The 12,031-nt window shown below is 61.0% G+C and carries 10 protein-coding genes; 3 read left to right on the top strand and 7 right to left on the bottom strand.

Going from position 1 to position 12,031, the window contains the following annotated elements; translation table 11 throughout:
* Positions 1–118: 118 nt before the first annotated feature.
* Positions 119–616 carry a low molecular weight protein-tyrosine-phosphatase gene (locus B0G73_RS07620; RefSeq protein ID WP_106279437.1) on the bottom strand — a complete coding sequence of 166 codons (498 nt, stop codon included), beginning with the start codon at positions 614–616 and terminating at the stop codon, positions 119–121.
* A gap of 160 nt (positions 617–776) precedes the next feature.
* Positions 777–1,016, bottom strand: a complete 240-nt coding sequence (locus B0G73_RS07615; RefSeq protein ID WP_106279435.1) for a hypothetical protein — start codon at positions 1,014–1,016, stop codon at positions 777–779.
* A 267-nt stretch (positions 1,017–1,283) separates the two neighbouring features.
* On the opposite strand from B0G73_RS07615, the gene B0G73_RS07610 reads away from it, so the two are divergent.
* A complete protein-coding gene (locus tag B0G73_RS07610; RefSeq protein ID WP_106279433.1) occupies positions 1,284–1,853 on the top strand; it encodes a hypothetical protein in 570 nt (189 codons plus the stop codon).
* Between the two features lie 223 nt (positions 1,854–2,076).
* Here the strand turns inward: B0G73_RS07610 and B0G73_RS07605 are convergent, their stop codons facing one another.
* Positions 2,077–3,492, bottom strand: a complete 1,416-nt coding sequence (locus tag B0G73_RS07605) for a lactate utilization protein B (protein ID WP_106279431.1) — start codon at positions 3,490–3,492, stop codon at positions 2,077–2,079.
* Between the two features lie 100 nt (positions 3,493–3,592).
* Positions 3,593–4,315 carry a (Fe-S)-binding protein gene (locus B0G73_RS07600; RefSeq protein ID WP_106279429.1) on the bottom strand — a complete coding sequence of 241 codons (723 nt, stop codon included), beginning with the start codon at positions 4,313–4,315 and terminating at the stop codon, positions 3,593–3,595.
* A gap of 178 nt (positions 4,316–4,493) precedes the next feature.
* On the opposite strand from B0G73_RS07600, the gene B0G73_RS07595 reads away from it, so the two are divergent.
* Complete coding sequence (locus tag B0G73_RS07595; RefSeq protein ID WP_106279427.1) at positions 4,494–5,300, top strand: IclR family transcriptional regulator; 807 nt, start codon at positions 4,494–4,496, stop codon at positions 5,298–5,300.
* Positions 5,301–5,403: 103 nt separating this feature from the next.
* Here the strand turns inward: B0G73_RS07595 and pbpG are convergent, their stop codons facing one another.
* Positions 5,404–6,600, bottom strand: coding sequence for a D-alanyl-D-alanine endopeptidase (pbpG, locus tag B0G73_RS07590; RefSeq protein ID WP_106279425.1), 1,197 nt, complete (start codon positions 6,598–6,600; stop codon positions 5,404–5,406).
* Positions 6,601–7,371: 771 nt separating this feature from the next.
* On the opposite strand from pbpG, the gene B0G73_RS07585 reads away from it, so the two are divergent.
* Entirely contained in the window at positions 7,372–7,944 is a 573-nt protein-coding gene (locus B0G73_RS07585) for a phasin family protein (protein ID WP_012433576.1), read from the top strand.
* A gap of 339 nt (positions 7,945–8,283) precedes the next feature.
* Here the strand turns inward: B0G73_RS07585 and lpdA are convergent, their stop codons facing one another.
* Complete coding sequence (gene lpdA, locus B0G73_RS07580) at positions 8,284–10,092, bottom strand: dihydrolipoyl dehydrogenase (RefSeq protein ID WP_106279423.1); 1,809 nt, start codon at positions 10,090–10,092, stop codon at positions 8,284–8,286.
* Between the two features lie 263 nt (positions 10,093–10,355).
* Positions 10,356–12,020 carry a dihydrolipoyllysine-residue acetyltransferase gene (gene aceF / locus B0G73_RS07570; protein WP_106279421.1) on the bottom strand — a complete coding sequence of 555 codons (1,665 nt, stop codon included), beginning with the start codon at positions 12,018–12,020 and terminating at the stop codon, positions 10,356–10,358.
* Between the last annotated feature and the right edge of the window lie 11 nt (positions 12,021–12,031).

Genomic DNA, 12,031 nt, shown 5'->3' with positions numbered 1-12,031 from the left:
AATTCTCGACAAGTTTTGTCAAGTATAAATACATGAGCGATTTAGTCAAGTATCCCTACCGCGATTTGGGTCATTTGCTTAATTGCTGAATCAGCCCGGCGCGCGCTCTCGCCGAACTCTATGCAAGCAATTGGGGACGCAGCGTCGCGATGAGCCCGCGGCAGGCAACTTCACATTGATCCAGCACTTGCTCGAAACCTTCCGCGCCGCCGAAATATGGATCGACGACTTCGCGGGCGCCGCTCCAGCGGGCATCCCCTTCTGGAACAAATTCCATCAGCAGACGAATCTTGTCGCGCTGCTGCGGCGGGCAGATCTGACGCAACGCGACGATGTTTTTGTCGTCCATGGCGATCAGCAGATCGAAGCGGTCGAAATCCGCCGCGGCGATCTGACGGCCGCGCAAGTCGGCGAGCTCATAACCGCGCCGGCCGGCGGCCTGCTGCGCGCGCTCGTCCGGCGGCTCGCCGATGTGCCAGTCACCCGTTCCAGCCGAGTCGATCACAATGCGTTCCGCGAGCTTCGCCTCGCCGACCAGATGACGCATCACACCTTCCGCGGTCGGCGAACGACAGATGTTCCCGAGGCAGACAAAGCAGATGGATACGGTTTTCATCGAGGGCTTTTTCGGGCGCGTGAGGCGCGCAGGCAGACTGTTAATAAATGTTGCCGCGATTATACAAAGCTGGCCGAAATCTCGCCGGGAGCCGGGGCGCGGCTGTCGCGAGCGTGGCAGTGGGTACAGCGGCCTGTCCCGGTCGCGCTCAACCTCGTGCTTACGACGCTTCCGCCGCCGGCATCGCCGTGGCGGCGCGCATCGGTTTGGCCGGCAACGTCGAGGCGTCGTCGATCATGCCGTACGAAACGGCACGCGCGAGTTCGGCCGTCAACTGGTCGGCCGCGAGGGTAGCTTGCGGGGCGCGCGACGCGGCGTTGCCACAAATATGCAGATAAGCAGCCGCAGCAAGCGGCAAAACGATGGCGAGGGGCCAGTACACCGATATTGTCTTTTTCATGATGTCGATTGTTCCGATTGGGGCAGTTGAGTTCGTTAACCACTATGCCCAGTCGAAATCTTATAGAAATTCACAATCGGGAAAAACCCACTGGCGCGACATAGAGCGTTGCTCTGGATGGAACAGTGAATTCAGGTTTCGGTGCGCACGGCGTTCCACACGGGTCATGGCACAGAAAATAAATCCTTACAAACACATACAAAGCTCCTGCGACGGATGGCGATAATAACGGTCTTATAGAAACAAAATCCCGCATCGGTCGATCACATGAAACGCTTTGGTTTTGCACCACTCGCCTGCCTCGCTGTCGCCGCCCTGCTCGGCGGCTGCGCGGTCTATCCGGACGGCACGCCCATGTATAGCAATGGCTACGGCGGCGGCTATAGCGGCTATGACAATTACGATGGCTACGCCCCCGGTGTGCCGGTCGTGCCGCAAACCAACGTATACATGGGCTATAGCGACTACTACGGCCCCGGCTACTACAACAACGGGCCGGGCCGCTATTACGGACCCGGACCCGGCTACGGCGGCTATCCCGATCGGGGTCGGCCGAACAACGGCAATTATGGAAACAACGGCAATCACGGCGACAACGGCGGCTGGCACGGTCAGCCGAACGGCGGATCACGCGGCGGACCGCCGCCGCAGGGTGCTGTCGGTGGCCCGCGCGGACCTAGCGGATCCAATGCGCCTCGACCGGGGGGTGGCAGCCCGCCGCCACCGCCACCCCCGCAGCAGCAGGCCGGTGGCGGAGGCGGTCACGGCAACGGCAATAACGGCGCACCCGTGCGAGGCGTGCCGGGTCGCCAGTCGGGCCAGATGACGGACCACTGATCTGGACGAACCGCATGGTTATCGCGCGGTACGCATGTGCTGATGCGCAGGCGCACCGCGCTCTGGTTTTTGCAGCCGCTACATTAGGGTGGCTTCGGCGATATCACGCAGACGGCATTGCGGTTCGGCGCGAGACGAGACAGCGCGATACCGGAACCACCGGGTCGCTTAATGCCGAGCGAATAGAAAAAGACGATAGCAGTGTCGGCCCACCGACGCTTGGTCAGCCAATATGGCTGCGCTGCGCCGCGTACAACTCCCTGAACGTCCGCCCCACCGGAGCCGGTATATCCCGTGTATTGGTCCAGCCCGCGCCGCCCAGCGGCAGCTTGGCGATAGACCGGTTTCTCCCTCCCATGCGTTCCAGCACACGCACAGCCAGCTTAGTGAAGAGCGCGTAAGCATCCGGATGCAGCGCCAGGAATCCCCACACGGCGAGCCCGGCGCGCTCTTTCCACGGCCGCAGACGCCGCTCCACCTGCTTCTCGCGCAGCTTTCGCAACAGGTCGGATAGCGGAATGCCCACCGGGCACACGCTATTGCACTCGCCACACAACGTCGCGGCCTGCGGCAAATCCAGCGCTTTGTCGATGCCGACATAGCTCGGCGTCAACACCGAACCCATCGGGCCGGGATATACCCAGCCGTACGCATGCCCGCCCACCTTCTGATACACCGGGCAATGGTTCATGCACGCGCCGCAGCGGATGCACCTCAGCATCTCTTGGAAGTCGCCGCCGATCAGCCCCGTGCGCCCGCCGTCGACAAGCACCACGTACATATGCTCAGGACCGTCCTGGTCGCCCTCGCCGCGCGGCCCCGTCAACAGGGAAAAATAGTTCGAGGTGGTCTGCCCAGTCGCCGAGCGCGGCAGGAGACGCATCGCCGTAGCCAGATCTTCGAGTGTGGGCAGCACTTTCTCGATGCCCGTCACCGCCACATGCACGCGTGGCATCACGGTGCACATGCCCTCGTTGCCCTCGTTCGTGACCAGCACGACCGAGCCCGTTTCCGCCACCACGAAATTGCCGCCGGTCACGCCCATGTCCGCGGTCATGAAATGCGGACGCAGCATCTCGCGGGCTTCGCGCGTCATGTCAGTGATTTCGGTCAGGCGTGGGCGGTTGTGAGTCTTCGCGAACAGGTCGGCGATCTCGTCCTTATCTTTATGGACGACCGGCGCGATGATGTGGCTCGGTGGCTCGTTATCGTTGATCTGCAGAATGTACTCACCCAGATCGGTTTCGATGGATTGCACGCCCATCTGCCCGAGCACTTCATTCAGGCGCATTTCTTCGGTGACCATCGACTTGGTCTTGATCACCTTCTTCACCTCGTGCCGGCGCGCAATGTCGCCGACCAGCCGCGCGGCCTCCTGGGTCGTCTCCGCGAACAGCACCGTCACGCCGCGCCGGGCCGCTTCGCGCTCGAAGGTTTCCAGCCACACGTCGAGATTTTCCAGCGCGCGATTGCGACGCTCCTTCAGCGCGGCGCGCGTGGCGGGAAAATCGATCGCGGTCATGGCCGTGGCGCGAGCCGACACGAACTTGGTCGACAGCTTGGTGAGGTTCTGCTGCAGGCGCTGGTCGGCGAGTTTCTGACCGGCGCGTGCCTTGAATTGCATCGATTGGACTTGCATGGCGGCCTTAGGCGTAATCAGGCAAAACGGGCGAAGCGCGAGCGGATACGAGTCAAGCGCGCATATCTGGACGAAGACGACGGAACTACGGCAGCCCGCGTTATACGTCGCCGGCCAGCACCTGCGCAATGTGCAGCACGCGCGTGGTGGCGTCGCCGGTGCGCCGCAGACGGCCCTCAATATTCAGCATGCAGCCAAGGTCGCCTAGCACCACCGTGCCAGTACCGGCCGCCCGAATATTCGCGCACTTTTCGTCGACGATCGCCGTGGAGATGTCTCCGTACTTGACCGCGAACGTGCCGCCGAAGCCGCAGCAATGCTCGCAATCCTTCATCTCGTTCACCGTCACGCCGACCTGCGCCAGCAAGGCGCGCGGCTGCGCCTTCACGCCGAGCTCACGCAGCCCGGAGCAGGAATCGTGATACGTGACCTGCCCCGCGAACTCGCCCGGCTGCAATTGCACCTTGGCCACGTTGACAAGGAAATCGGTGAGTTCGAATACCTTGGCGCGCAGCCGGCCGAAGCGGTTCATCAGTTCGGGGTCGTCGGCGAAGAGGTCGCCGTAATGCGCGCGGATCATGCCGCCGCACGAACCGGACGGCACCACGACGTAATCGAACTGCTCGAACTCGCGCAGGGTCTTCTCGGCCAGATCGCGCGCGATGCGCCGCTCCCCCGAGTTGTACGCCGGTTGCCCGCAACAGGTTTGCGCAGGCGGCACCATCACCTCGAATCCGGCGCCTTCAATCAATTTGATGACGGAAAAACCGATCTCAGGACGCATCAGGTCGATCAGGCAGGTAACGAACAATCCGACTCGCATGAGCCCTCCTTCGGGAAAACGTGCCTGATTATCCGCTGTTTGCCGCACAATACCAACGGCCGGAAGGCATAGGACGAAAGCGGCCTGATTTGGAATAGGCGTTCCAACCGCTTTCCATCTTTTCACAATACGGGATACAATCAATTTCCGCTGTTTGACGCGTCAACCGATTCCTCCCATGAGCGATACGAACCCGGATCCCAAAACTTCGATCCAGGTGATCGAACGCATGATGCGCTTGCTCGACGCACTGGCTGCGCATAGCGACCCGGTCAGCCTGAAAGAACTCGCCATCCGCACGGAGCTGCATCCGTCCACCGCGCACCGCATCCTGAACGATATGGTGATGTGCCGGCTGGTCGACCGGTCGGATCCTGGCACTTACCGTCTCGGCATGCGCCTGCTCGAGCTGGGCAATCTGGTGAAGGCGCGCCTGTCGGTGCGCGACGCGGCGCTCACGCCGATGCGCGAACTGCATCGTCAGACGGGCCAGACGGTGAATCTGTCGGTGCGCCAGGGCGACGAGATCGTCTATATCGAGCGCGCGTATTCCGAGCGATCCGGCATGCAGGTGGTGCGGGCGATTGGCGGACGGGCGCCGTTGCATCTGACCTCGGTGGGCAAGCTGTTCCTCGCCGCCGACGAATCCACCCGCGTGCGGGCCTACGCCACCCGCACCGGCTTGTCGGGCCACACGCAGAACAGCATCACCGACCTGACCAAACTGGAGCGCGAGTTGTCGCATGTGCGCCAGCAGGCCTGCGCGCGAGACAACGAAGAACTGGAACTAGGCGTGCGCTGCATCGCCGCCGGCATTTACGACGACACCGGCAAACTGGTCGCCGGTCTATCGCTGTCGGCGCCGGCGGATCGCCTGCAAGACTCCTGGATTGGCCAGCTTAGCCAGACCGCATTGATGATCTCGGAGTCGCTCGGCTACCGGCCGCAACCCTCGCAAGACCATTCGCATAGCCATCACGCGTAAGCCGGCACTTCGCTTCTTCCGCTCAAAACAAAAAGCCTCGCATTTTTTGCGAGGCTTTTTGTTTTCATGCGGCCGGCCGGAAACCGGCCACGCAACAAACGCTTCAGGTCCCCGGGCCGCCGGCGTCCGCGCTGGTAATGCGCGGCTCGCCGCCACCGTTATCCAGCCATGTGCGCAGACGCGTGGCGTCCGCGAATCGCGAGTACTTACCCGACGAGTCGAGCAGCACCATGATCATCGGGCGGCCGTGAATGGTCGCCTGCATCACGAGGCACTCACCCGCTTCGTTGATGAAGCCGGTCTTTTGCAGGCCAATGTCCCACGTCGGATTGCGCACCAGCGCATTCGTGCTGTTGTACGCGAGCGAGCGCTTGCCGGTGTACACCTCGTAGCTGTGGTCGGTCGAGAACTTGCGGATCAACGGATACTGGTACGCCGCGTTGACCATCTTCACGAGATCGCGCGCGCTCGACACGTTCTGGCTCGTCAAACCCGTGGGGTTTTCAAAGTGCGTGTCGGTCATGCCAAGTTGCCTGGCCTTCGCGTTCATAGCCGCGAGAAATGCCGGACGGCCGCCCGGGAAATAGCGCGACAGCGCCGCGGCCGCGCGATTTTCCGACGCCATCAGCGCGATGTGCAGCATATCTTCACGCGACAGCACCGAACCCACCGACAAACGCGAGCCAGTGTTCTTTTCGTAATCCCGGTCTTCGTCCGTGACTTCGATCTGGTCGGTCATGGCCTCTTTCGAGTCCAGCACCACCATTGCGGTCATCAGCTTGGTGATCGACGCGATCGGCACCACGGCGCGCGAGTTCTTGTCGAACAGCGATTCGCCCGAGTTCTGATCGATCACGTACGCGACGCTCGAGCGCAGCATGAGAGCGTCCGGCGTTTCGTGCAGACCGAAAGCCTGGCCGACGCTCGGCTGACGCGGTTCGTACGCGATGCGACGCACCACCGAGTGATGACGGCCGTTCGACGTGTACGTGACGCGCTTGCGCTTGACGCCCGCGCGCGGTGCGTCGTCGTCAGCGGCGGCTACGGTCTTTGCAGCCGCGCCTTTGGTCGCTTTCGAGGCCTTGCTCGACACCTTGGTCTTGGTATCAGACTCCGCAGCCGGCTTTTTCGCCGCTTTGGCGTGTTTGGAAGTTTTTGCAGTTGCAGCGGGCGTGGCGGCAAAAGCGCTCACGGGCGTGGCGAACGCCGCTGCGATGACCATGGAGACGGCCACCGACAGCGCGGTGCTGCGGGCCGCGCCGTGGATCACTTTTAGCGACGAAAACATGTCGGTTTTCATGGGTGTTCGGTAGGGAGCGGCGAGAGGTTTCCGCAAGTGTAGTAAAACAACGAAAAATTAGCAATTTGAAGCACTTATACGCGCTCCTTAAACCGGCTTGTAAGCTCCGATCGCAAAAACACGAATAAGTGCCGCGCATCGATCGAAAAAAACGATCGCCGGCGCATTACGCCTCGCCGCTGCCGCCCTATGCCCGAATCGAGGTGATTCTTCCAGCATAACGGCAATTTCGAGGCAACCTTGATCAGGGGAAATACGGTAGAGCACGTGCGGTCAAAAACCGCCGACCAACCGGGCCGGAGTCGAACAGCGAGGTTGTTAAACGCCTGCTGCAGACCGCCAACGCGCATTCGACCAGCATCTAGCATTAACGTTCCGTGACACTTTTCGGTTTACACCGAAACGGCCATCGAGCGCTTTTTTAACAAGTGCCGGCTGTTAGCCGCCCCGCGTTAAGCATGCACCCGCCGGTTAGATAGACCTTACCATTTCGTAATAAATACAGCATGATTGAGCACCAGTGCGGTGCGGCGATTAAGTTGACCTGCGTCATGAAGATGTCATGCCGATCGCATAACGCTATGTTTTATCAGTAGTTTCTTAATATTGTGCGACGCACAAAAAGCACTTGACATTCCTTGCAGCCATCCTAAAATAGCAGTCATTGCTGCGATGCACAATTCATCGCGGTCCGGCGGGATGCACCAATGTGTCCCACCATTCACCCAATGCGGTCCGCACAGACAGACCGCGATTCCAGGAGCGTAAACCATGACTCTGCTGACCCCTGAGCAATTCGCCGCAGCCCAGAAAGCCAACTTTGAAACGTTGTTCGGCCTGACGACCAAAGCATTTGAAGGCGTCGAAAAGCTGGTTGAGCTGAACCTGCAAGTCGTGAAGTCGACGCTCGCGGAAAGCCAGGAAAATGCCCAACGCGCCCTGTCGGTCAAGGACGCGCAAGAGTTGCTGGCACTGCAAGCAAGCCTTGCACAGCCGGTGGCTGAAAAGGCGCTGTCGTACGGCCGTCATGTGTACGAAATCGTTTCGGCAACGCAAGGTGAATTCACCCGCGTCGCGGAAGCGCAATTCGAAGAGCAAAACCGCAAGGTCCAATCGCTCGTCGAGAACGTCGCAAAGAATGCACCGGCTGGTTCGGAAACCGCTGTCGCCGTCCTGAAGTCGGCTATCACGGCTGCCAACACCACGTACGACACGGTCCACAAGGCCACCAAGCAAGCTGTCGAAATCGCTGAAAGCAACTTCAATGCAGCTGCAACGGCCGCATCGAAGGCAGCTTCGCAAGCCGCCGCACAAGCATCGCGCTCGGCCAAGAAGGCAGTCTAAGTTTCAGTTTCAAGCATCACCCAACGCCGGCACAGCTTGAACGCTGTGCCGGCGTTACCGCAAGCAACAGCGTAGTGCCGTTGCCGTTCACACGGCGTTACTGGCCGAACGCTCCGATACGTTGAATAGCGTATCGTTTGCCCGGCGAAAGGCCGGGATTTTTTTGTGCGACGCTTTCTCGCCGTCGCGTGAATCGTTCAGCATGTGTTGACGACACCGTCGTCGCATGGCAACCGCCCTACTCCGCTGCCCAAAGAAAAACGGCGCGCCCCGCAAAGGGCGCGCCGTTTTTTTGCTTTGTCGAGCCCGCCTGCACGCGTGCAGGCAGACCGAATCGCATTACTTCTTTTTCTGCGGCGGCAGGTCGGTACAGACGCCTTCGTACAACTCGGCGGCCATGCCGATCGATTCGCCGAGCGTCGGATGCGGGTGAATCGTCTTACCGATATCCGTTGCGTCCGCACCCATCTCGACCGCGAGACACACTTCGCTGATCAGGTCGCCCGCATTCAGACCGACAATTCCGCCGCCGATCACGCGATGCGTTTCCTCGTCGAACAGCAGCTTCGTGAAGCCTTCGTCGCGGCCGTTGGCGATTGCGCGGCCCGACGCGGCCCACGGGAACACCGCCTTGCCGTACTTGATGCCTTCGGCCTTCAACTGGTCTTCCGTCTTGCCGGCCCACGCCACTTCCGGATCGGTGTAAGCCACCGACGGAATCTGCAGCGCGTCGAAGTACGCCTTCTCGCCGTGTGCGACTTCGGCGGCGACGTGAGCTTCGTGCACGGCCTTATGCGCGAGCATCGGCTGACCGACGATATCGCCGATCGCGAAGATGTGCGGCACATTCGTGCGCATCTGCTTGTCCACGTCGATGAAGCCGCGATCCGTCACCGCGACGCCGGCCTTGTCCGCGCCGATCTTCTTGCCGTTCGGCGAACGGCCGACGGCAACCAGCACGAGGTCGTAGCGTTGCGCTTCAGCCGGCGCCTTCTCGCCTTCGAACGACACATAGATGCCGTCGTCTTTCGCTTCGGCTGCGGTGGTCTTCGTCTTCAGCATGACGTTGGCGAAACGCTTGCTGTTGTACTTCTCCCAGACCTTGACCAGATCGCGGTCCGCGCCGGCCATCAGACCATCGAGCATTTCGACCACGTCAATCTGCGCGCCGAGCGTGGCATACACCGTCGCCATTTCCAGGCCGATAATGCCGCCGCCGATCACCAGCATGCGTTGCGGAATCTGGCGCAGTTCGAGCGCGCCGGTCGAATCGACCACACGCGGATCTTCCGGAATGAACGGCAGCTTCACCGCTTCCGAGCCCGCGGCGATGATCGCCTGCTTGAACTTGACGACCTTCTTGCCGCCCTCGACCTGCACTTCCATATGATGCGGATCGACGAACGAGCCCGTGCCCGTGACCACTTCGACCTTGCGCATTTTCGCCATGCCGGCGAGACCGCCGGTGAGCTTCTTGACGACGCCCGACTTGAAGTCGCGCAGCTTGTCGAGATCGATTTGCGGCTTGCCGAACGTGATGCCGTGCGAGCCGAGCGCTTCGGCCTCGTCGATCACGAGCGCCGTGTGCAACAACGCTTTCGACGGAATACAGCCGACGTTCAGACACACGCCGCCAAGCGTCGAGTAACGCTCGACCAGCACTGTCTTCATCCCCAGGTCAGCCGACCGGAACGCCGCCGAATAGCCGCCGGGGCCCGAACCGAGCACGAGCATGTCGCACTCGATATCCGCGTTGCCGGAGAAGCTACCCGCTTGCGGAGCAGGCGCGGCAGCCTTAGCCGGAGCCCCCGCCGCTTGCGCGGCTTGCGGTTTGGCGTCCGCCTGAGCGGGCGCCTTCTCGGGTTCCTTGGCTGGAGCCTTCGGCGCGTCTTTTGCGGGCGCTGCATCCGCCGATGTTTCGACGAGCGCGATCACCGTGCCTTGCGAGACTTTATCGCCGGCTTTGACGCGAACTTCCTTGACTGTGCCGGCGGTATCGCTCGGCACTTCGATAGAGGCCTTATCGGACTCGAGCGTCATGAGAGCCTGTTCGTTCTCGATGACATCGCCCGCTTTGATATTGACTTCTATGACATCGACGTCTTTGAAGTCACCGATATCCGGCACTTTTACTTCGACGAGACTCATTAGTGTCCCCTTCTCGTATTGATCGTGATGAAGGAAGAACCCAAAAAAGCGGCCCAAAAGCTGGCAGCGTGGCGAACAGAATCATCCTTTGCAGTCCGCCCAAGGACGCGCCTTTCTTTTGCCTACTTTTCTTTGGAAGACAAAGAAAAGTAGGTGCCGCCCCGCACAGGGGCGACGCTAATAGACCGACAAGCAATCAGGTTCCACAGAGAGACGCGGATAACAGAAACAGAAAGAAACCCGCGTCCCACGCAACTACACGATCAAAGAATCACACGCCGGAAATCGGCAAGAAGCGCCCCAAGATACGCATTGAACCTGGCCGCCGCGGCACCATCAATGACACGATGGTCATACGACAAAGAAAGCGGCAGGATCAAACGCGGCACGAACTGCTTACCATCCCAAACCGGCTTCATCGCACCGCGCGACAGACCAAGAATGGCCACTTCAGGCGCATTGATAATCGGCGTGAAGTTCGTACCGCCAATGCCACCCAAAGAAGAAATCGAGAAGCACCCACCTTGCATCTGATCCGGCTTCAGCTTGCCGTCACGCGCAGCCTTCGACAGCTCGGCCATTTCCTTGGCGATATCGATCAAACCCTTCTTATCCGCATCGCGAATGACAGGAACGACCAGACCGTTCGGCGTATCAGCCGCGAACCCGATATGGAAGTACTGCTTGAACACCAGGTTATCGCCATCGAGGCTGGCATTAAACGTCGGGAACTGCTTCAAAGCCGACACCACAGCCTTGATCACGAAAGCCAGCATGGTGATCTTCACACCCGACTTTTCGTTTTCCTTGTTCAACTGCACGCGTAATGCTTCGAGCTCGGTGATGTCCGCTTCGTCGTTATTCGTGACGTGCGGAATCATGACCCAGTTGCGATGCAGATTCGCGCCCGAAATCTTCTTGATGCGCGAGAGCGGCTTCGGATCGACCGGACCAAACTTCGTGAAGTCGACCTTCGGCCACGGCAGCAGGTTCAACTCGCCGCCACCGCCCGCGGCCGCCGGTGCGGCCGCACCAGCCGGCGCAGCACGCTGACCGGTCATCACGCCCTTGATGAAGGCGGTCACGTCGGCTTGCGTGATACGGTTCTTCGGACCCGTGCCCTGCACCTGCGTCACATCGACACCGAGCTCGCGCGCGAATTTACGCACGGACGGCGACGCATGACTCGCGTGCCGCGCGCCGCCTTCTCCCGCCGGAATCACCGGCGCCTGAGCGAGCGCCGAGGGAGCCGCCGGAGCCGGCGACGGAGCGGCGGGCGCATCTGACGGCTTTTCGACCGCTTGCTTCGGAGCCGGAGCAGGAGCCGCGGCCGCGCCGCCTTCGGCTTCCACGACCACGATCACCGAGCCTTCCGACACGGTATCGCCTACCTTGACCTTCACTTCCTTGACGACGCCAGAGGCCGAGCTCGGCACATCCATGGTCGCCTTATCGGATTCGAGCGTGACCAGCGACTGCTCTTTCTCGACGCGATCGCCGACCTTCACCGCGACTTCGATCACGGGAATGTCTTTGTAGTCGCCGATATCCGGCACTTTGACTTCCTGCAGACCACCGCCGCTCGCCGCGGGCGCGGGCGCCGGAGCAGCAGCAGGCGCGGCCGAAGGTGCCGCCGACGGAGCCGGTGCGGCAGCAGGCGCCGGAGCCGGCGCAGCCGCGCCACCTTCCGCACCTTCCAGCACGACGATCAGCGAACCTTCCGAGACGTTGTCGCCGACCTTGACCTTCACTTCCTTGACGACGCCGGCGGCCGAGCTCGGCACGTCCATGGTCGCCTTGTCGGATTCCAGCGTAACGAGCGATTGCTCTTTTTCGACGGTGTCACCCGCCTTCACCAGCACCTCGATCACAGGAATGTCCTTGTAATCGCCGATGTCCGGCACCTTGACTTCGATCGCTTGACTCATTGTTAGTGTCT

Source organism: Paraburkholderia sp. BL25I1N1 (genome assembly GCF_003002025.1).
GTDB lineage: Bacteria > Pseudomonadota > Gammaproteobacteria > Burkholderiales > Burkholderiaceae > Paraburkholderia.
Note: the sequence above shows the minus strand (reverse complement) of the source record. Positions and strands in the feature narration are given on the sequence as shown.

Bases quoted from the DNA above. Each gene is read 5' to 3' on its own strand.
- B0G73_RS07620 (WP_106279437.1), bottom strand. From the start codon at position 616: ATGAAAACCGTATCCATCTGCTTTGTCTGCCTCGGGAACATCTGTCGT.
- B0G73_RS07615 (WP_106279435.1), bottom strand. From the start codon at position 1,016: ATGAAAAAGACAATATCGGTGTACTGGCCCCTCGCCATCGTTTTGCCG.
- B0G73_RS07610 (WP_106279433.1), top strand. From the start codon at position 1,284: ATGAAACGCTTTGGTTTTGCACCACTCGCCTGCCTCGCTGTCGCCGCC.
- B0G73_RS07605 (WP_106279431.1), bottom strand. From the start codon at position 3,492: ATGCAAGTCCAATCGATGCAATTCAAGGCACGCGCCGGTCAGAAACTC.
- B0G73_RS07600 (WP_106279429.1), bottom strand. From the start codon at position 4,315: ATGCGAGTCGGATTGTTCGTTACCTGCCTGATCGACCTGATGCGTCCT.
- B0G73_RS07595 (WP_106279427.1), top strand. From the start codon at position 4,494: ATGAGCGATACGAACCCGGATCCCAAAACTTCGATCCAGGTGATCGAA.
- pbpG (WP_106279425.1), bottom strand. From the start codon at position 6,600: ATGAAAACCGACATGTTTTCGTCGCTAAAAGTGATCCACGGCGCGGCC.
- B0G73_RS07585 (WP_012433576.1), top strand. From the start codon at position 7,372: ATGACTCTGCTGACCCCTGAGCAATTCGCCGCAGCCCAGAAAGCCAAC.
- lpdA (WP_106279423.1), bottom strand. From the start codon at position 10,092: ATGAGTCTCGTCGAAGTAAAAGTGCCGGATATCGGTGACTTCAAAGAC.
- aceF (WP_106279421.1), bottom strand. From the start codon at position 12,020: ATGAGTCAAGCGATCGAAGTCAAGGTGCCGGACATCGGCGATTACAAG.